The organism is Lelliottia sp. JS-SCA-14 (genome assembly GCF_035593345.1).
GTDB lineage: Bacteria > Pseudomonadota > Gammaproteobacteria > Enterobacterales > Enterobacteriaceae > Enterobacter > Enterobacter wanjuensis.
The window spans coordinates 3,472,597-3,493,856 of record NZ_CP141606.1; the positions used below are offsets into that span (position 1 = coordinate 3,472,597).

Annotated in this window: 14 protein-coding genes; 2 read left to right on the forward strand and 12 right to left on the reverse strand. The window is 56.8% G+C overall.

Features of this window, described 5'->3' with window-relative positions; genetic code table 11:
• The first annotated feature begins 144 nt into the window (after positions 1 to 144).
• A complete protein-coding gene (gene xseA, locus U9O48_RS16215; protein WP_324722794.1) occupies positions 145 to 1,518 on the forward strand; it encodes an exodeoxyribonuclease VII large subunit in 1,374 nt (457 codons plus the stop codon).
• Between the two features lie 121 nt (positions 1,519 to 1,639).
• On the opposite strand, the gene U9O48_RS16220 is transcribed toward xseA, so the two are convergent.
• From U9O48_RS16220 to U9O48_RS16275, 12 genes are all read right to left on the reverse strand, one after another.
• On the reverse strand, positions 1,640 to 1,855 hold the full coding sequence (locus tag U9O48_RS16220; protein ID WP_324722795.1) for a zinc ribbon domain-containing protein: 216 nt from the start codon (positions 1,853 to 1,855) through the stop codon (positions 1,640 to 1,642).
• Positions 1,856 to 1,897: 42 nt separating this feature from the next.
• The gene (locus tag U9O48_RS16225; protein WP_324722796.1) at positions 1,898 to 2,929 is read right to left on the reverse strand and encodes a Gfo/Idh/MocA family oxidoreductase; all 1,032 of its coding nucleotides are present in this window, start codon (positions 2,927 to 2,929) and stop codon (positions 1,898 to 1,900) included.
• Positions 2,930 to 3,003: 74 nt separating this feature from the next.
• Positions 3,004 to 4,479 (reverse strand): ribosome biogenesis GTPase Der, encoded by a 1,476-nt coding sequence (gene der, locus U9O48_RS16230; RefSeq protein ID WP_100780837.1) that lies wholly within the window; start codon positions 4,477 to 4,479, stop codon positions 3,004 to 3,006.
• 110 nt (positions 4,480 to 4,589) lie between these two features.
• Positions 4,590 to 5,768, reverse strand: coding sequence for an outer membrane protein assembly factor BamB (gene bamB, locus U9O48_RS16235; RefSeq protein WP_285146871.1), 1,179 nt, complete (start codon positions 5,766 to 5,768; stop codon positions 4,590 to 4,592).
• Positions 5,769 to 5,778: 10 nt separating this feature from the next.
• Complete coding sequence (locus tag U9O48_RS16240; protein ID WP_285146872.1) at positions 5,779 to 6,399, reverse strand: YfgM family protein; 621 nt, start codon at positions 6,397 to 6,399, stop codon at positions 5,779 to 5,781.
• Between the two features lie 13 nt (positions 6,400 to 6,412).
• The gene (gene hisS, locus U9O48_RS16245; RefSeq protein WP_285146873.1) at positions 6,413 to 7,687 is read right to left on the reverse strand and encodes a histidine--tRNA ligase; all 1,275 of its coding nucleotides are present in this window, start codon (positions 7,685 to 7,687) and stop codon (positions 6,413 to 6,415) included.
• A gap of 91 nt (positions 7,688 to 7,778) precedes the next feature.
• A complete protein-coding gene (gene ispG, locus U9O48_RS16250; protein ID WP_282495511.1) occupies positions 7,779 to 8,897 on the reverse strand; it encodes a flavodoxin-dependent (E)-4-hydroxy-3-methylbut-2-enyl-diphosphate synthase in 1,119 nt (372 codons plus the stop codon).
• A 26-nt stretch (positions 8,898 to 8,923) separates the two neighbouring features.
• On the reverse strand, positions 8,924 to 9,937 hold the full coding sequence (gene rodZ / locus U9O48_RS16255; RefSeq protein WP_285154431.1) for a cytoskeleton protein RodZ: 1,014 nt from the start codon (positions 9,935 to 9,937) through the stop codon (positions 8,924 to 8,926).
• A gap of 298 nt (positions 9,938 to 10,235) precedes the next feature.
• Positions 10,236 to 11,402 carry a bifunctional tRNA (adenosine(37)-C2)-methyltransferase TrmG/ribosomal RNA large subunit methyltransferase RlmN gene (locus U9O48_RS16260; RefSeq protein WP_282495513.1) on the reverse strand — a complete coding sequence of 389 codons (1,167 nt, stop codon included), beginning with the start codon at positions 11,400 to 11,402 and terminating at the stop codon, positions 10,236 to 10,238.
• Positions 11,403 to 11,567: 165 nt separating this feature from the next.
• On the reverse strand, positions 11,568 to 11,999 hold the full coding sequence (ndk, locus tag U9O48_RS16265) for a nucleoside-diphosphate kinase (RefSeq protein ID WP_282495514.1): 432 nt from the start codon (positions 11,997 to 11,999) through the stop codon (positions 11,568 to 11,570).
• Positions 12,000 to 12,154: 155 nt separating this feature from the next.
• Positions 12,155 to 14,479, reverse strand: a complete 2,325-nt coding sequence (gene pbpC, locus U9O48_RS16270) for a peptidoglycan glycosyltransferase PbpC (protein WP_324722797.1) — start codon at positions 14,477 to 14,479, stop codon at positions 12,155 to 12,157.
• A 1-nt stretch (position 14,480) separates the two neighbouring features.
• Positions 14,481 to 19,430: an alpha-2-macroglobulin gene (locus tag U9O48_RS16275; RefSeq protein WP_324722798.1), complete on the reverse strand. Its 4,950-nt coding sequence runs from the start codon at positions 19,428 to 19,430 to the stop codon at positions 14,481 to 14,483.
• 281 nt (positions 19,431 to 19,711) lie between these two features.
• Between U9O48_RS16275 and U9O48_RS16280 the strand changes: the two genes are divergently transcribed.
• A complete protein-coding gene (locus U9O48_RS16280; RefSeq protein ID WP_324722799.1) occupies positions 19,712 to 21,256 on the forward strand; it encodes a PTS transporter subunit EIIC in 1,545 nt (514 codons plus the stop codon).
• Positions 21,257 to 21,260: the final 4 nt, after the last annotated feature.

A 21,260-nucleotide genomic window follows, 5' to 3' on the forward strand; every position in this document is an offset into this window, starting at 1 on the left:
CCTGGGTGGTTAAATATTGCCGTGGCATTATACAGAGCGTAACCGATTGCATCTACACTTTTTTATAAAAAATGCTTGCGATTACCTCCGGTCGGGTTACTATCGACTGAATAACTTGCTGATTTAGAATTTGATCCCGCTCACATGTTATCCTCCCAAAGCCCCTCAATTTATACCGTTAGCCGCCTCAATCAATCGGTTCGTTTGCTGCTCGAGCAGGAAATGGGACAGGTTTGGATCAGCGGAGAGATCTCTAATTTCACGCAACCTTCATCCGGGCACTGGTACTTTACCCTGAAAGACGACACCGCTCAGGTGCGCTGCGCGATGTTCCGCAACAGCAATCGTCGGGTTACGTTCCGCCCTCAGCACGGCCAGCAGGTTCTGGTTCGCGCCAATATCACCCTGTATGAGCCGCGCGGTGATTATCAAATCATTGTCGAGAGCATGCAGCCCGCGGGCGAAGGCTTGCTGCAGCAGAAATACGAGCAGCTAAAAGCGAAGCTTTCGGCAGAAGGCTTGTTCGATCAGCAGTTCAAGAAATCCCTGCCCTCACCTGCCCATTGCGTGGGGGTGATTACCTCTAAAACCGGTGCGGCGCTGCACGATATTCTGCACGTGCTCAAACGTCGCGATCCGTCGCTGCCTGTTGTCATTTATCCGACTGCCGTTCAGGGCGATGATGCGCCGGGACAGATCGTGCGTGCCATTGCGTTAGCCAACGCGCGTCAGGAGTGCGACGTGTTAATCGTCGGGCGTGGCGGTGGTTCTCTGGAAGATCTCTGGAGTTTTAACGACGAGCGCGTGGCGCGGGCGATTTTTGACAGCCAGATTCCGATCGTCAGCGCCGTCGGCCATGAAACCGACGTTACCATCGCCGATTTTGTCGCAGATATGCGTGCGCCTACGCCGTCGGCTGCCGCTGAAATCGTCAGCCGGAACCAGATGGAACTCTTGCGCCAGTTGCAGAACGGACAGCAGCGTCTGGAGATGTCGATGGACTATTTCCTCGCCAACCGCAATCGTCGTTTCACAAAGCTTCAACACCGCCTGCAACAGCAGCACCCGCAGCTGCGCCTGGCGCGTCAGCAAACGGTGCTTGAACGTCTGCGCCAGCGGATGAACTTTGCGCTGGATAATCAGCTTAAGCGTGCCGTTTCGCGTCAGCAACGCATGACCCAGCGCCTGAATCAGCAAAACCCACAGCCGCGCATCTACCGCGCGCAAACCCGCATGCAGCAGCTTGAGTATCGTCTGGGCGAGAATATCCGTGCCCGTCTGAGCAGCACCCGTGAGCGTTTTGGCAACGCGGTGACGCATCTGGAAGCCGTTAGCCCGCTCTCGACGCTGGCGCGCGGCTACAGCGTGACCACGGCGAACGACGGCACGGTATTGAAGCAGACCAAACAGGTGAAAGCCGGTGATGTGCTCACCACCCGTCTGGCCGACGGCTGGGTCGAAAGCGAAGTGAAAGGGATAACGCCCGCTAAAAAGACGCGCAAGAAAAAACCGGTTTAAACTGGCTTTGACGTATCTGATGTTGCCGGGTGGCGCTTCGCTTACCCGGCCTACAAAACCCATAAAACCCGCAAAACCGTAGGCCGGATAAGCGAAGCGCCATCCGGCAGAATCTACAGGTTTATACCGGCTTAAATTCCACCCGTTTCTTCGAAATCAAACCGTGCCCGTTCTGGCAGAAATAATCCACCGCGCCGCAGGCTTTCAACACCTGCAGCGGCTGATTGCAATCGGGGCATAGTGCTTGCAGCGCAATATCTTTATCGCACGTTTCGCAGTGCGCCATTCCGTTGACGGGTTCCAGCTCTGCATGGCAATCCGGACAGATAACAGACATCGTGACTCCTTAAAAAGGTTTTGAGTTATTTTACCACGCCGCTCAGTGCGGGCCACGCAGCTGCTGCTGTAATTGCAGTAGCAATTCGACCTCTTCCAGCCGACGCTGCGTGGTGAGACTCACCTCTTCTGGCGCGCACTCATACAGGCTTTTGTCGCCCAGAATATGCTCTGCCAGACAGTGCGCGTAGATGGCGCCTGGACGCGTCCAGCGCTGCACGTTTTCATCCTCAATCAACTCAATCACATCCTCAGCGCCGCGCCTGTCATGGCTAACGATTCGACCATCGCGCAAATGCAGCCGGATCCCTTTCTGTCCGCCAGCGGGTCCGGCGTATTTATTGAGCCAGATATCGACCGGAATACCGCTCACGGTCCCCCGAAGATGCGCTTCGCCTTCCGCGGTGTGCAGATCGCCTTTGGCTATCGGGCGGCCAAGCCTGTCTTTTGCCGAGATTAACTGCAACGACAATTCACCACTTCCCCCCAGACCACGCAGGGTATCGCGCATCATCGCCAGAACGTGAGTGCCAATATCAATAATCACCCCATCAGGATGCTCAAGCTGACGGGTATCCGGCTCGCCCGTAGCAAAGTTCAGCGCGATTGGCTCGCCCGCCGCGTTGAAGCCGCTTGGCTCCTGAAGAAAGCCCTCGATTTTGACGATCTCATCAAGTTGGCCCTGCGCGACTTGTATAGCCCCCGTGCGCGCCATCCAGTGATCGAGCGCCAGCACGCGAGACGCGGCTTCAGGTTCTGCGAGCAGCGCTTTAAGTCTTTCGATTTGCGCAAGCGTAGCCACCACCGGTTTTTCCACCACGATACGTTGAACTGGCGAGGCTAAGGCTTGCTCCAGCGCGTCGAGGTGATGCAGTGACGAGGTGGTGATAAACAGAGTATCCATCGGCGTCGCCAGCAGTTGTTCCAGAGTCTGGCAGCGCGTCACGCCTTCCAGCTCGCGCTCAGGGCGAAGATCATAGCCCAGGCAGCTGACTGTATGACCAAAAATCTGGCGTAACGCCGGTAAGTAGGCCGTCTCCACCACGGCGCCAAGCCCAATAAAACCTAACCGCATGTTTCACTCCACACTTAACTTGTCGGGAGACAAAAGACAAAAAACCCGACGGAGTCGGGTTTTGGATTTCGCAATTACTTGCCTTTCTTGATGTGCTTGATCAAACGCTTACGCTTACGCATCTGGTTCGGCGTCAGGGTGTTACGTTTGTTGGCAAACGGGTTATCCCCTTCCTTGAACTGGATGCGGATAGGCGTGCCCATCACGTCCAGCGATTTACGGAAGTAGTTCATCAGATAGCGTTTGTAGGAATCCGGCAGGTCTTTCACCTGGTTACCGTGAATCACCACGATTGGCGGGTTGTAACCACCTGCGTGAGCATATTTCAGCTTCACGCGACGGCCACGCACCAGCGGCGGCTGATGGTCTTCTGCTGCCATGGTCATAATACGGGTCAGCATCGCGGTGCTTACACGACGAGTGGAGCTGTCGTAGGCTTCGCGAACGGATTCGAACAGGTTGCCCACGCCGCTGCCGTGCAGCGCAGAGATGAAGTGCACGCGTGCGAAGTCGATGAAGCCCAGACGGAAGTCCAGCATCTCTTTAACTTGCTCACGCACTTCGTTGCTCAGGCCGTCCCATTTGTTGACGACGATAACAAGTGAGCGCCCACTATTGAGGATAAAGCCCAGCAGGGAAAGGTCCTGATCGGAGATACCTTCGCGCGCGTCAATGACCAGCATGACCACGTTGGCATCTTCAATCGCCTGCAGGGTTTTGATAACGGAGAATTTTTCCACCACATCGGTGATTTTCCCGCGCTTACGCACACCGGCGGTATCGATCAGCACGTATTCGCGCTCATCGCGTTCCATCGGGATGTAGATGCTGTCACGGGTGGTGCCCGGCATGTCGTAGACCACAACGCGGTCTTCGCCGAGAATACGGTTAGTCAGTGTGGACTTACCGACGTTAGGGCGACCGACGATAGCGAGTTTGATAGGCAGATCCTGCGGATTGAAATCATCCTCAGGCTCTTCTTCTGCGCCCTCTTGATCAGCTTCGAACTGTGCCCAGTATTCGGCATCTTCGTCCACTTCTTCCGGCGGGTTCACTTCGTCAACCCACGGCAGCAGAACGGTTTCGAGCAGGCTGGTGACGCCGCGGCCATGAGACGCAGCAATCGGGTAGATTTCACCCAGGCCCAGGGCCCAAAAATCCGCGACCGCCTGATCGGCATCGATGCCGTCAGTTTTGTTCGCCACCAGGAAGGTAGGTTTTTCGCGGGAGCGCAGGTGTTTGGCGATAGCCGTATCGGCAGGCATCAGGCCCGCACGTGCGTCTACCATGAACAGAACAATGTCCGCCTCTTCAATCGCCAGCAGAGATTGCTCTGCCATGCGCGTTTCCACACCGTCTTCTGTACCGTCGATACCACCGGTATCGATACAGATAAACTCGCGACCTTCCACTTCAGCACGACCGTACTTACGGTCACGAGTCAGCCCCGGGAAATCCGCCACCAGCGCATCACGGGTGCGTGTTAAACGGTTAAAAAGAGTGGATTTTCCAACGTTCGGGCGCCCGACAAGCGCGACCACAGGTACCATGTTTGAAGCCTCATAAAATTCAAATAAACGTCGCAGTTGCGGCGTTTTTATAAAAGTCAAAACGGCCCCTGAGTTAACAGGAGCCGTTTATTATACTACAAACGAGACGATTAACGCGTGATCGCGTAGAGCGTACCGTCTTTTGCCTGAATCAGCAGTTTGCCGTCAGCCACAACCGGATCGGTCAGGAAACCGGAGCTGTCGACTTTTTCCTGCGCCACGAAGCGGCCCGTTTCCGGATCGATCCAGTGCATGTAACCTTCGCTATCACCGACGACCAGGCTGCCATTGTACAGCGCAGGCGCGGTCAGCAGACGGTGCAGCAGATCGCTTTGCGTCCACAGCGTCACACCGCCATCGGTGTTCAGTGCCAGCAGGCGGTCGTTTTGGTCAACCAGGTAGATACGGTTGCCATCAACGATGAAATCGTTCACTGAACCCAGCTCACGTTTCCACATGACCTGACCACTGCGCAGATCCAGCGCCGTCAGGTTGCCGTTGTAAGCCAGGGCATAAACCACGTTGTCGACGATGACTGGTGTAGTATCCACATCGCTCAGACGGTCGATTTCAGTCGGACCTGTTGCCTGAGAGATACGCTGCTGCCAGATCATCTGACCCTGCTGCATCAGCACGGCGCTCACGCGACCGTTGTCACCACCGACGATGGCTGCACCAAAGGCGGTAGCCGGTGCCGATTCGCCGCGCAGAGACAGGGCTGGCATATCCAGGTTCACGGTCCATTTCACCGCACCGTCAGCTTCGTTCAGCGCCTGCAGCTGGCCGTTGCTGGTATGAATCAGCACCACGCCGTCGCTAACAACCGGACGAGACAGGGCTTCACCCGCTACGCGAGTCTGCCATGCGATAGAACCATCGCTGGTGTTCAGCGCATAAACCTGCGCTTTTTCGCTACCGATATAAACATGGCCACCGGAAACGGTCACGCCACCCGAGAGCAGCGCCGGAGTACGGGAGAACCAACCGTCTTTCTCGGCCAGATTCACAGACCAGACTTCTTTGCCGTCGTCCGCGTTAAACGCGCGCACGGTGCCTTTGCGGTCAGCAGCATAGACAACGCTATCGGCAAACGCCGGATGCAGGTTGGAATAGAAATCACCAATACCGCTACCTACGGAAGAACTCCACGCGGTAGACGGGGTAAACTGGTTTTCAACCGTCGGCAGCGGGGACATTTTGACAACATCTTCTTCGCCACTGAACAGTGAACAGCCACTCAATAACGTAACGGAAAGCAGTCCTGGCAGAAGTAATTTACGCAATTGCATCGGGTCCCTCTCAGACGGACAAATTATTTATTTTCATCTGCATCATTTCGCTCAGTGCAGGAGAGGCGTTACTTTTCACACCCGCTTCCCACGCGCTGCGCGCGCCTTGTTTGTCGCCTTTGCTCAGCAGAGCTTCACCGCGCAGGTCAGCAACAATCGCTGCAAAACCTTCGCCTTTCACGGTGTCGAGCGTTTTCAGCGCGTCGTCGGCTTTATTCTGCTGAACCTGAATACGGGCGAGGCGTAAATTAATGACCGCTTTCAGATTATCGTCGCTGGCCGCAGCCAGTCCCTGATTCAGCTGAGCCACCGCTTTATCCAGTTCGTTTTTATCCACAAACTGCTGAGCCACTTCCAGCGCAGCCAGTGCACCGTAGGTGTTTTTGTTGTCAGCTGCAAATTTCTCTGCGGCAGCCAGCGTTTGTGGCTGATCGGCGCGAATGGCGCTCACAGTATTTTCATACGACAGGGAAGATTCGCGCGCGGAATCAGCCTGATGGCTGTTCCAGTAACGCCAGCCCATCAGCGCACCGACACCCAAAATCACCCCAACCACCAGAGCTTTGCCATTTTCGGCAAAGAAGCGCTTAATCGCATCAACCTGGTCGTTTTCGTTCTCGTACATTTCCACGCTGTTCTTCCTCTTACCAAGTCAAAGCGCGCAAGTGCGCAGCAACGCTGTCCTGCGTTACGGTTGTTTGCTCACCAGAGCGCAGATCTTTCACCACCACTTCGCCAGCAGCCACTTCGGACTCGCCCAGCACCAGTGCGATAGTTGCGCCCCACTTGTCGGCACGGGCAAACTGCTTTTTGAAGTTGCCACCACCGTGGTTGGTCATCAGCTTAACGCCCGGCAGCGCATCGCGCAGACGTTCGGCAAACTGCATTGCTGCAGACTGCGTATCCGCGCCTGAAGCCACCAGGTATATATCGACAACAGATTCTGCTTTAAATTCCGGATTAACTGCCTGAACCAGCAAAACAAGTCGCTCAAGACCCATCGCGAAGCCGACCGCAGGGGCAGCACGACCACCGAGCTGTTCAACCAGACCGTCATAACGACCGCCTGCACAGACAGTACCCTGCGATCCGAGGCTGGTGGTGACCCACTCAAACACCGTGCGGTTGTAGTAATCCAGACCGCGCACCAGACGCTGGTTCACGGTATAGGCAATACCCGCGTCTTCCAGCAGTTTGCACAGGCCAGCGAAATGCTCGCGGGAATCTTCATCCAGATAGTCACCCAGCGCCGGGGCATCGTTCAGCAGGGCCTGCACTTCCGGGTTCTTGGAATCCAGAACGCGCAGCGGGTTGCTGTACATGCGGCGCTGGCAGTCTTCATCCAGCTTATCTTTGTGCTGTTCCAGGAACGCGACAAGCGCATCACGGTAGTTCGCACGCGCTTCGAGGGAACCGATAGAGTTCAGCTCCAGCGTAACGTGCTGGGAGATCCCCAGCTCACGCCACCAGCGCGCGGTGAGCATGATGAGCTCGGCGTCGATGTCTGGCCCTTGCAGACCAAAGACTTCAACACCCAGCTGATTAAACTGACGGTAGCGGCCTTTTTGCGGACGTTCGTGGCGGAACATCGGGCCGATATACCACAGGCGCTGCTCCTGATTGTACAGGAGACCATGTTCGATGCCGGCGCGTACGCAGCCCGCTGTACCTTCCGGGCGCAGAGTCAGGCTATCGCCGTTGCGGTCCTCAAAGGTATACATCTCTTTTTCAACGACGTCGGTCACTTCGCCGATCGCACGTTTAAATAACGGGGTCTGCTCTACAATCGGCAAACGGATTTCGCTGTAACCGTAGCTGCCGAGCACCTGTTTCAGTGTGCCTTCAATGCGCTGCCAGATGGCGGTTTCGCCAGGCAGATAATCGTTCATGCCGCGGATGGCTTGAATGTTTTTTGCCACGTTTATTCTCTTTCTATATACAAAAAAGAACCCGAAGATTCATTAATCCAGGGTTCAATCATACATGGGAAGCCTTTGGCTTCCCATCACGTTATTTTTCAACTTGCTGAATACTGATGCGCTGGGCTTCATCCAGCATCGTCGCTTTCGCGCGGATGCGGGCTTCCAGCTGATCGATCATGTCGTTGTTATCCAGACGATCTTTACGAACACCATCTTCATAAAGGCCGCTTTTCTTGTTGCCGCCGGTCACGCCGAGCGTTGACACCAGCGCTTCACCCGGACCGTTCACGACACAGCCGATAATGGAGACATCCATCGGCGTGATCAGATCTTCCAGACGTTGCTCCAGGGCGTTGACTGTACCAATCACGTCAAACTCCTGACGCGAACAGGTTGGACAGGCAATGAAGTTGATCCCGCGCGCACGAATGCGCAGGGATTTCAGAATGTCGAAACCGACTTTGATCTCTTCAACCGGATCCGCCGCCAGGGAAACACGCAGGGTATCGCCGATCCCTTCGGAAAGCAGCAGACCAAGACCGATCGCCGATTTCACGGAACCACTGCGCAACCCGCCCGCTTCGGTGATCCCGAGGTGCAGAGGCTGTTCGATCTGCTTCGCCAGCAGACGATAAGATTCCACGGCCAGGAACACATCAGAGGCTTTTACGCTGACTTTGAACTGATCGAAGTTCAGACGATCGAGGTGATCCACATGACGCATCGCGGATTCGAGCAGCGCCTGTGGCGTCGGTTCGCCGTATTTTTCCTGCAGATCTTTTTCCAGCGACCCGGCGTTGACGCCGATGCGGATAGGGATATTTTTGTCGCGAGCACAGTCAACAACGGAGCGGATACGCTCTTCGCTGCCAATGTTACCTGGGTTGATACGCAGACAATCCACACCGTATTCCGCGACTTTCAGCGCGATTCGGTAATCGAAGTGGATATCGGCAACCAGCGGAACATTGACCTGCTGTTTGATGAGTTTGAACGCCTCAGCGGCATCCATGGTGGGCACAGAGACGCGGACGATATCCGCGCCTACGCGCTCTAATGCTTTGATTTGATTGACCGTCGCCTCAACATCCGTGGTACGGGTGTTGGTCATCGACTGGACGGCAATGGGTGCACCATCACCAATCGGCACATTCCCAACGTAAATCCGTTTAGATTTTCTACGTTGAATCGGAGCCTGGTTATGCATGAATTGTCTCCCGCGTTACTCGCCTGTTACTGTGCTGCAGATTGTTCGGCATTAACGGTAAGACGCGCAACCTGATTAGTTCTGATAAAACGGCTCAGATCGACAGGTTTTCCTTGATACTGGATCTGTACCGCTGCCGGAGCACCGATTTTAAGCTTATACGGCGCCTGACCCGTTAGATTTAATGTGCCATCTTTACGCTGCAGGCCGCTGAACAGTTTTTTGCCTGTCGCGTCAGTCACTTCCAGCCAGCAGTCGGCAGAGAAGTTCATCACCAGCGCGTTTGGATCGGCTGCAGTGGTGCCCGCGACGCCCGCCTGGTCAGTCGGCAGGGGTTGAGCGGTGTTAGCCGTAGCCGCTGGAGTGGTCGTTGCTGCCGGAGCGGTGTCCACATTCGCCTGAGAAGGCGCAACCACGGCGTTTTGCGCCGTCGTTTGATCCGGAGTGGTCACCGGCGCTGGCGTTTGGGTAGGTTCAACAGCCTGAGGATCGGTAGCCGCTGTTTGAGGCTCGCCAGAGGTGGTGCTGCTGTCGGTGTTTAACGGCACGCTTTGCGCGCCGTCGTTACCGGAATTGTTAAGCTCTGCAGATGACTGATCGGCCATGGTGGTGATCTCTTCCTGCTGCGCTTTATGGTTTTGCCACCACCATGCGCCCGTCAGACCAATCACCACAAACAGCACCAGCCAGGTAAAACTCATCAGCCAGCCATCACGTTTTTTACGACGTTTGCCCAGAGAGAAGGTCTGCATCGGCGCGACTTTCGCCGCACGTACCGGTGCCTGTTTTTCCATCATTGGCAACAGTTCTTCTTCAGGGATATGCACCAGTTTTGCATAAGAGCGGATGTAACCACGCAGAAACGTTGAAGCGAGATCGGCCGGAGCCTTATCTTCTTCAATATCGCGAACCGTGGAAACCTTCAGGCATAAGCGTTCTGCAACAGCTTGCTGGCTGAGTCCGAGTTGTTCACGGGCGTTGCGAAGACGAACGCCGGTGGAGAGTGCTTCATTTTGGTCGTGAGTGGCTTCAGTATTCATTCGCTACAACTACTTACTGGTACGTGTAAATTAGGGTTCAGGCGCCGGTGAGTCACAATGCCACCCGCACCGCGAAACTTCTGGTCATTTAACCTTAGACAGACAGTTAGTATAAGACGGTCCGGCCTTAGTTGACAGTGAAGCGCTTCTCATGAGGCTAAACTGTTGTTGCGACGTTACATACTGCCTTAAAGTCGTCTGAAACGCACCGTAATTATTCAGCAATCACAATCTGGCTGACTGAATATTCAGTAAGCTAATGCGTCACGGCGTAAATCTGCACCGTGACGCATAATAATCACACAGCTTTGACGTCAATCGCCTCACCCTGCATGCGCTTACGCAGCGTACGCTTGGTGCGGTCAATCACATCGCCGGCCAGCTGACCGCAGGCGGCATCGATATCATCACCACGGGTTTTACGCACGATGGTGGTGAAACCGTACTCCATCAGAACCTTGGAGAAACGGTCGATACGGCTGTTGGAGCTGCGACCATATGGCGCACCCGGGAACGGGTTCCATGGGATCAGGTTAATCTTGCACGGTGTGTCTTTCAGCAGTTCAGCCAGCTGATGCGCATGATCGGTTTCGTCATTCACATGATCCAGCATCACGTACTCGATAGTCACGCGGCCCTGATTGGCGTTGGACTTCTCGAGGTAGCGACGCACGCCCGCGAGGAAGGTTTCGATATTGTACTTTTTGTTGATCGGTACAATTTCGTCACGAATTTCGTCGTTCGGCGCATGCAAGGAGATTGCCAGCGCTACGTCAATCATGTCACCCAGTTTATCCAGCGCTGGCACAACGCCAGAGGTGGAGAGGGTCACGCGACGTTTGGACAGGCCAAAACCGAAGTCATCGAGCATGATTTCCATCGCCGGAACGACGTTAGTCAGGTTCAGCAGCGGCTCGCCCATGCCCATCATCACCACGTTGGTGATTGGACGCGTACCGGTCACTTTTGCCGCGCCGACGATTTTCGCCGCGCGCCACACCTGGCCGATAATTTCGGACACGCGCAGGTTACGGTTAAAGCCCTGCTGCGCCGTTGAGCAGAATTTACACTCCAGCGCACAGCCAACCTGAGAGGAGACGCACAGCGTGGCGCGGTCTTCTTCGGGGATGTACACCGTCTCAACGCGCTGATCGCCTACCGCAATCGCCCATTTGATCGTGCCGTCCGAAGAGCGCTGCTCTTCCACCACTTCCGGTGCGCGGATTTCAGCCACTTCTTTCAGTTTGGTACGCAGCACTTTGTTGATGTCCGTCATGTCATCAAAGTTGTCGCTGCAATAGTGGTACATCCATTTCATCACCTGGTCGGCACGAAACGGCTTCTCGCCCATCTCTTTGAAAAACTCGCGCATCTGCTGACGGTTCAGATCCAGCAGGTTAATTTTTCCATTTTTAGTAGGAACCGCGGCAATGGCGACTTCAGAGGTGTTAACTAGTTCAGACATAATATTTTCCGGCCTCGTTGTTACACGTTATGGCCCGTGGAGGGTTGAAAAGAAACGCCCCGGTAGGCGGTCTGCTCTTCCGGGGCGTTGCATTGTACAAAGTCTGGCGCAGGGATGCCACGTTTGCACGCGGCATTTACGAAATTTATACCCTTCCCTGAGGAATTAACGGGTACGTGGGCAAACTTCGCCTTCTGCGAAGAAGTACGCGATTTCGCGCGCAGCAGATTCAACAGAGTCGGAACCGTGGGTGCCGTTCTCGGTGAAGCTGTCCGCGTAGTCAGCACGCAGGGTGCCAGCCAGTGCGTTAGCCGGGTTAGTTGCGCCCATCAAATCGCGGTGACGCTGTACTGCGTTTTCGCTTTCCAGCACGGAAACCACGATTGGACCGGAAGTCATGAACTCAACCAGGCCGTCGAAGAAAGGTTTGCCGTCGTGCTCAGCGTAGAAACCGCGAGCCTGTTCAACGGTCAGATGCAGCATTTTGGTGCCAACGATTTTGAACCCTGCAGATTCAAAGCGAGCAAAGATGCTGCCAATAACGTTTTTTGCCACCGCGTTTGGTTTGATGATGGAAAAAGTACGTTCAATAGCCATGATAACCTCTGTGTTATGTTCTGTTGTTTTGCATACGTCTGTATAGATGGCGCGGATTATAGAGAGCAAAAACGCCATTGCCTATGGTTCGAAGTAACATTTTTTTAAAATAAGACGAGTTTTAGCAACAGGTCACATCTCAGACGGACGTTTCGCTACTGGAGGGTGAAATTCACCGTGGCGACTTGCCCCGTCTCATCCAATACCAGTAACTGATAATCCCCTGCTTTATCAAGCTGTAAAGTGTAAGCACGTCCTTTAACATTGAGAGGTTCCCCATTCAGGAACCACCAGCGCTGGCTATCGCTGCCGATGGCCTGTAACGGGAGCGAAACGCGTGACTCACCGGGCAAACGTTTGATCAGTGCTCCTTCCCGCACACCGGACAGCATCAGCGGCGCGGGGGAATCTTGCGACAGCGGCGGACAAACAGCCGAGGACGCCGGGATGCGCGCAGCTCTGCGCTCAGACGCAGGCAGCCAGGGTTCAAGCGGTAGCGGCCAGACGTCGAGAATTTTCTCCTGCGCACCAGGGCAATCGGCTGCGACGCGTTTGCCTTCGCTATCCAGCCAGACCGGGAATCGAATCCCGCGAATCCCCTCCTGCTCGGGCAGCAACAGGGTCGGCGGCTGGCTCCCGTCGAGCAGCCAGGTCGCCAGCCGACGTCGGCAGTTCTCGCTCCCTTCCGGCAGGGATTGCCCACCCGGCCAGCAGATCACCCCACGGCTGACCGAAGCCGGACGCGGATCGCGCGGTAAGCGCCCCTCGTCGACCGTCGAACTCGACTGGAGCATATTGTTTACCTGATTCAGCAGCGGCACGGCCCTGGCGAAACCAAACTGCCCGGCGACAGGCGTTCCGTCCGGGCGCCCGGTCCAGATGCCAATGATATAGCGCGCATTGAGCCCGATGGCCCAGGCGTCGCGATAGCCGTAGCTGGTGCCGGTTTTCCACGCCAGCGGCGCAACCTGCGGCAGTGCGCCATCCGGCAGCGGCTGCGCTTCGTTGCCCAAAATTCGGCGAATGATCCACGCCGACCCCGGCGAAAGAAGCGGGCGCTCAATGAGTGGATCGCCCGGCTGCACGCGCAGCTGCCCCGCTTTACCCTGACGGGCAAAGGCGCTGTAGGCTGCGGTGATATCGGCCAGCCGCGCCCCCGCCCCGCCGAGGATCAGCGACAAGTTCGGCTGCGCGCCAGCCGGAAGGATTAGGCGTAATCCGACGTTGCTTAACATCCCGGTGAAACGTTTAGGACCGTAGGCCTCCAGCACCTGCACGGCAGGCAGGTTCAGCGAGCGGACCAGGGCTTCGCTCATACTGACGGGGCCGTGAAATCCGCTGTCGAAGTTGCCAGGCCGATAGTCACCCGTGCGGCGAGGCACATCCTGCAATAACGAGGCGGGATGGATCAGGCCATCGTCCAGCGCCATGCCATAGACAAAAGGTTTGAGCACCGATCCCGGCGATCGGATCGCGCTCACCATATCGACGTGGCTAAACCGGCTGTCGTCACTGATGTCCACCGATCCCACCCAGCCGCGCACCTTCATATTGGTATGATCGACCACGATCATCGCCAGAGAGCTACGCGGTGGCAGGCGGGATTTCCAGTTCATCGCCAGCTCTTCGAGCTGTCTTTGCAGCGAGGCATCCAGCGTGGTGACAATTTTGTTGTCACGGCTTTTACCGAGCATCATGCGGGAGAACAGCGGCGCCAGCTGCGGCATTTGCCGCGGGGCCAGCCAGACCGGCTCCTGACGCGACTCTTTCACCTGCTGCGCGCTCCAGACGCCCTGCGTCACCATGCGTTCGAGCACTTTATTGCGTGCGGCTTCCGCGCGATCCGGCCAGCGGTCCGGGCGCAGACGGCTCGGCGCCTGCGGGAGTACCGCCAGCAGCGCGGCTTCGGAGTAGCTTAACTGCGCCGGTGATTTCCCAAGATAGGCCCAACTGGCCGCCCCGACGCCCTGCAAGGTTCCGCCAAAGGGGGCGCGATTGAGGTAGAGGGTGAGAATATCGCGTTTGGAAAGGTGCCACTCCAGCTGCATCGCCCGCCAGAGCTGGCGCACTTTACCGCCAAAGGTACGCGGATGCGGATCGAGCAGACGCGCCACCTGCATGGTAAGCGTACTGCCGCCCGAGACCACTTTGCCGGAGCTCAGATCCTGCCAGGCTGCGCGCAATACGGAGAACGGATTGACGCCCGGATGATCCCAGAACCAGCGATCTTCATACTGGATCAGGGCATCAAGATAGCGAGGCGAAACCTCTTCGATGGTAACCGGATAGCGCCAGATCCCGTCGCTATCGGCAAACCGCCACAGCGGCGTACCTTTTTCATCGACCACCACGCGCGCCGGGTTGACCTCTTTCAAAGGCAATGGCCACAGGCGATCGGCGACGACAATCAGCGCCCATAAAACGAGAATCGCTCCCGCCAGCCACAGCCAACGGGAGCGAATGAGTCGGGAAAATCTCACCTTACGGAACGACAATCAGCGGGCCGCTGGCGGCACCCGTTGCCCGCCACTGGGGAACGTACATGGATTCCACCATCGGCACCGGCACCTCGTAGGTTCCCGGCGTCACGGCACGTGCCAGGTACACCAGCGTTACCGGCTGGCCTTCGTTCACCGGAACCGCCGCGACAAAGCGATCGTCGCGGAACTCCATGTGCTGAATATCGGCCTGTTGCATCTGGTTGAGCAGGTTCTGCACCTCGCTGCCGCTGTCCTGAAGGCTGGCGCTGCTGCTGGCGAGATTCTGGTTTTCCAGCTCAAGCCCAGCCGGGAGCAGATCAACCACCAGCGCATCCGGTACGTTTTGATTGGCCTTCACTTCCAGCCAGACCAGTACCAGCTCACCGCTCTTCAGGGAAGAGAGGGATTTGGTGCTGCCGTCGGTCGCCAGAATATGGCGCTCGATTTGCAGAACGTTGGACGAGGGTTGCGGTGCATATTCCGGATAACCGGTGCTATCGAGGCGCACCCACAGCGGCGTGGTACCGCTGTTGGTTACCTGCAGCGTGCCCAGCTGATCGCCAGTCACATTTTGCACCTGAGACTTATCATTGCTCAGCGCTTTGTCAGAGAGACTGGTGGTCGCCTGCCAGGCACCGGAGAGCGTCTGGAGCGAACGTCCGGCCAGGAACAGAGCATTACTTTCCTGGGTCGAGAGCCAGCGCTGGCTGAACGCCTGCTGAGAGAGCGTATTCAGCAGCGTGTTTTGCGCATCCGGCAGCAGCTTGTACTCTTCCAGCAGGGAGAGCATCAGGGCGTTATCGCGCAGTTGACTGCCGTAATCCGCCATCCAGTTTTTGCTGTCGCTGCGCGGGGTTTTCATCGCCAGATCCAGCGCCTGCTGGCTGCGTGGCGCATCGCCCATCAGTTTCAAAGCCATCCCGAGCTGCATCAGAGGCAGGCCCGAACCGGTCTGCGCACGACGATCCCAGATTTCACGCAGTGCGCCGAGCGGTGCTTTTTGCTGGCGCGCCAGCACCAGTGCGGCATACGCCTGTACGGCAAATTTACTCGCCTGGGTGTCATCGCTATAGCGAATGGACATCATGCTGGGATCCTGCAGATAGCGCAGCAGGCGGCTGTTCGCATTGTTCACCGCGTCGGCTGGCACGCTGTAACCCTGCTCACCCGCACGGACCAGGAAGTCGGTGACGTAAGCCGTCAGCCAGTACTCTTCCGGACCATTTTTATCCCACAGGGCAAAACCGCCATCATCGCGTTGCATCTGCAGCAAGCGGGAGATCCCGATATCAATTGCCGCGCGACGTTTGTCATCCGTATCACCTTTGATGCCGAGCGCGCTCAGCTGTGCGGCGTTGGTGTAGAGCGACGGGAACAGGCCGCTGGCGGTTTGTTCCAGACAGCCATACGGATACGCCTGCAGTTCGCGGATATAGCGCGCCAGATTGAGCGGCGGTTTACCGCTGAGCAGCAGTTGCCCTTGCAGCGTGGCCGGAGAGAACCCGGTGATATGCTGCGCCGGAGCCGTCCAGCTTTCGCCAGGGTTTAGCATCGCGCCGGTATTGACCGTCTGCGCCGGGAATGCCGGACGCACGCCGATTTTCCAGCTCTTCTGCTGCGGCGCGAAGGTTTCGCCCGGCAGCTGAAGGCCGGTCACCTGGGCCGTAATTTCACCGTCGCCGTAGCCTTCCAGCGCACGCACTGGAATGAACAGTGTGGTACGCACGCCCGGATCCAGTTGGACAGGCTGCGGCTGTGCGCCTTCGAGCGACATTAAGCCCGACGCGGTGAGCGCGACGTTGAGCGTCTGGGGTTTGTCGGTCAGGTTGGTCAGATCCAGCGTCAGCCGGGTGGCATCACCGCTTGCCAGGAAGCGCGGCGTATTCAGCTCGGTAATCACCGGCGCGGCGACAATCACTTTGCCTTCGTTACTGCCAAAATCATCCTCGGTCCAGGCCTGGGCCATGACACGCAGCTCACCGTTGAAATCGCCAATCGGTAAGGTGATCGTCCCTTCACCGTTCGCATCCAGTGCCACAGGCTGCGCCTGTTGAGCGATAATGGTGACGTGATTCACCGGCGGTTTACCGCCGCGTTTCAGCTCATCACCATCACCACCAAAGCGCAGCGCCGCCATACGACCCTGTCCTTCGATGACCTGACCGTAAATGTCATAGATGTCTGCGCCATAGCGTTTCTGACCGAAGAAAGCCTGCCACGGATCGGGAGTGTCGTAATCGGTGATATTCAGCACGCCGCTGTCCACAGCAGAAACCAGGACGTTCACTTTCTGCGGCACACTGCCCTCTTTCACGCTGGCTTTCACTTTCACCGACAGCGTCTGATTAGGGCGCATTTTCTGCGGAGTATCGAGGGCAATATTCAGACGACGGTTTTCGTCGCCCATCGGCAGATGCAGCAGACCGACGGCGCGTTTAGGCGTCGCTGATTTAGATTTATCTCCCGGACGTACCACCAGCGTGCTGAGATACAGATCGTGACGCTTCCAGGCTTTGTCGACTGGAATAGCCATATCCAGGCCATTGGCCGGAACGTCGATCTCTTTCCACCACAGCGGGCCTTCGCTGGATTCGATCATCGCGTAGCCTTTACCTGCGGCAGGTGCGGCGATGTGCAGTTTTATGGTGTCGCCTGGCTGGTAAGAGGGTTTATCCAGTTTCAGCATCACCCGGTCCGGGCGCGCCGCGCCGGTGCCGTCGCTGTTATCCTGCCAGCTGTAACCCGCCCAGAAGCGCACGCTGCTGACCATCTCGTCAGGCGCTTTGACCTCCAGACGGTAAGAACCCCACTCTACCGGGAAGGTGACTTTGCCGGTTTCGTCGGCCTTGAGCGTCAGTTCCTGCTCGCCCTCCACCAGATCTTTTTGATCGAACTGAGACAGCCAGCCGTCGCTTTCCGACCAGTTCCAGTAGTAGTCGCGACGCTCGCGGATCAGGCGAACCTGAAGATCCGAGACCGCTTTTTTGGCCCCGCTGGCATCGGCATAGACAATGTCAAAACTGGCGTTGCCGTTTTCATCGACAATCGGCTGATTCACCGTGGTGTCGGTGCGATAGTCATACACCGCTTTGCTGGCAAACTGCGGACGTATGCCTGGCAGCGTATCGGCAGGCCAAATAGCCTGCTCCGCGCGGCGGGTGATCGGACGACCGCCCGACTCCAGCAGGCTGGCCTGGAGGATTAGCTGCAGCGGCGAGTGGGTCTCTTTCCACTGGCTTTCCGTCGAGACCTGGCCGCGCCCCTGATCGTTCAGGGTGAGCTGGACTTCATCCAGACTGCGGCTAAGGTTCTCTTCAGCGATATCACCAAACTGGAAGCCCGGTAACGCACTCACCGCCTCGCGCAGCGGACGCAGGAAAAGCTGCCCCTGCAGGCTGTTGCCGTTAGCCGGTGCGCCGTACAGGTAGTAACCAACAACATCGAAATTGACTTCATCCTGGGTCGAAACGGGGATTTTCTGACCGGTCAGATTCAGCGCCATGCGCTCAGGCATGAAATCTTCGACGTGGAAATCCCACAGTCGCTGCTGGTTGTCGCCGGTGTTGGCGCGAACGTGCCACATCCCCGTTTGCGCGCCGCTATCCAGCGGATAGTTAAAGCGATAGAGACCGTTTTCCGGCTGGGCCACCACCGTGCGCGCTACCTGTCCATCCGGACGCAGCACTTCGAGTTTGACGGGCTGGTCCGGGAGCGGTTTGCCGTCGCTATCGCGCAGCAGACCGTTGAGGATCACCGTCTCACCCGGACGATAGAGATCGCGCGGGCCGAACATGAAGAATTGCTTGCTGTAACCTGGCTCACCGGCGATATCAAATTCCGCCAGGTCGAGCGCCGGGAGCTTGAGATCCAGAAGCGTCGTCTGGCCGTCTTTGCGGGCCAGAATCAGCGCTGCCTCTTTGTCGGTTTCGAGCTTCGCATGGCCGTCAGCGTCACTGGTGCCCTGCGCCAGCGTCTGGCCTTTATCGTTGAGCAACAGGACTTCAACGCCGGACTGCGCCGCGCCGTTTTCCAGGCTCTGAGTGAAAATATCGAGACGATTGTGATAGCGGTGCGCGGATAAACCGACGTCACTGAGCGTAAAGAGCGTGGCGGCATTGCTGTAATTGTAATGCCCTGCCTGATTCATCACCGCGATGTAAACGCCGGACTGTTGCAGCGGTTTGATATCGCGCAGCGGCAGCAGCAGTTTTTCACGGGTGTTGCGCGCCGGATTGAGATCGAATCGTCCGGTGTAAACCAGCTCGGCCATTTTCAGAAGATTGTCAGATTCCCAGTTGGTCAGGGAGTTACGGTACTCCCACTGGCTGACAAAGGAGGCCAGTGATTCCGGTTTTACACGGTAGAAGTTCACATCCACGTTGTTGACGTTGAGCGCCATCACCGGCAGTCCTTCAACGACTTTGCCCGGCAGGAGCGAGCCGCGGCTGGCAAAGCCAACGGTCGGTTCGATGTCCCGCGTGGTGATCGCTTTTTCGTAATCAATGCCGAAGGTGGCTTTGTTGAGCGCCTGCAAGTCACGCTCAACGGTGACCACCAGATTGCGGTTCGGCTCCAGATGGCGCAGACGAAGCTCTTTCAGATTGGGAGCCAGTTCCCATGCACCGTCCACTTTGCCGCTCTTTTTATCGACGACGTGAACCGTGCGGGCGAAATCCTGTTCGGGATTTAGCGGGACGGAGAAAGTCAGAACCAGGGTAGATGCGCCATCGAGCTGCACTTCGGAAGCATCCAGCAGCGTCAGGGCTTTGCCTGCACTTTGCGAAGCCAGCTTCGCGAGCTTTTCAGCATCCGGTTTTTCAGGTGTTTTCGGTGTGGTCGCGGAAGCGGCTGGTGCAGCCGCCTGAGGTTTATCGTCGTTGTTATCGCAACCGACGAGCGTAAACGTGGTGAGTAGCGCGAGAGAGAGCGCAGCTAAGCGAAACGGTGTCATCCTTTATCCCTGGTCCGTGGAGCCTGTTAGTCGTCGTCCGACTAAGTATTATCCGCAAGTTTCACTAATACAAAAGTCCAATTTTAGAATCTGGAAAGCGCCTCGCACATTGCTCACGGAAAACGCGCGGCAGCCACCGGGATCACAGTGTCGAAGGTTACATGTTACCTTTCGCGTCATTTGTTTTTAAAACAATAAGATAGCTGGATAAGTTGACGCACCACCTGCTAGCTTAATACTCAGACGCACCCTGAGTGCGCGGTTCACTTAGAGAGATAGCCATGAAACGAGCCGTGAACGCCCTACAAAATTTCGGAAAATCATTGTACGGACCGGTACTTATCTTACCGATTGTCGGGCTGTTTATCGCCTTCGGCAACGTATTGGGTAACGGTAATCTTGCCGAGTATGTGCCGTTTCTCGGCCATCCTCTGATTCAACACACAGGGCAGCTGATTGCTAAATCGGCGGTCTCGGTGCTGGTTAACCTTGCTCTCGTCTTTGCAGTCGGCATTCCCATTGGTCTCGCCACGCGTGACAAAGGTTACGCGGCGCTGATCGGCCTGGTGACTTTTGTGGTGTTTATCAATGCCATGAATGTGACGCTCCAGCTGCAAGGGCATCTGGCCCCCGCCGATCAGATGAAAGCTGCCGGGCAGAGCATGGTGTTAGGCGTCCAGGTGCTGGAGATGGGCGTGTTCGCCGGGATCCTCACCGGTGCTCTGTCGGGATACCTGTACAACAAATACTCCGGCGTACAGTTTAACGGCGCGATGGCGATCTACTCCGGGCACTGCTTCGTGGCAATAGTGATGCTGCCGGTGTCGATGATCCTCGGCGTGGTGATGAGCGAGCTGTGGCCTTTTGCCCAGCACGGGATCAGCGCCATGGCTCTTGCGATAAAAGGGTCTGGTCCTTTTGGCGTCGCGATTTACGGTTTCCTGGAGCGCATTCTGGTGCCAACCGGTCTGCATCACCTGGTTTATACGCCGTTCCTGTATACGGAGCTGGGCGGAACGCAGGAGGTGTGCGGCACCGTCTATCAGGGCGCGCGGAATATCTACTTCGCCGAAATGGCCTGCCCGGAAGTGAAACAGCTCAGCAGCACGGTGGTATGGGATGCGCGCGGGATCAGCAAGATGTTCGGCCTGCCCGCCGCGGCGCTGGCGATGTATGTGACCGCGCGGCCAGAGCGTAAAGCGCTGGCGAAAGCCATTCTGATCCCGGCGGCGCTGACCTCGCTGCTGGTCGGCGTGACTGAGCCGCTGGAGTTCTCTTTCCTCTTCGTCGCCCCGCTGCTGTTTGTGGTTCACGCGGTGCTGACCGGTCTCGGCATGATGCTGTTCTACCTGTTTGGCGTCCACGCCATCGGCGCCAACGGCATTATCGATTTCATTCTCTACAACCTGCCGCTGGGCACGGAGAAGTCCAACTGGCCGATGTACATAGTGGTCGGGATGCTCATGTTCGCCCTCTACTTCATCGTGTTCCGCTTCCTGATCCTGCGCTTCAACATGAAAACACCGGGCCGTGAGGATGACGAACAGGAAACCCGCCTGTACAGCAAGCAAGAGTATCAGGCGAAGGGCAGCAACGACGGGCTGGGTGAGTCCATCGTGGTCGGTCTCGGCGGTCGAGCAAATATTGAAGTGGTGGATAACTGCTACACCCGACTGCGCGTCACCGTCAAAGATGTCGACATTATCGACGAGTCACGCCTCAAGGCGACGGGCGCGAAAGGCATTATCAAGCAAGGTAACAACGTTCAGGTGGTCTACGGGCTGCACGTCAAAAAAATGCGAGAAGCTGTTGAGACGTTTCTCTGAAGGA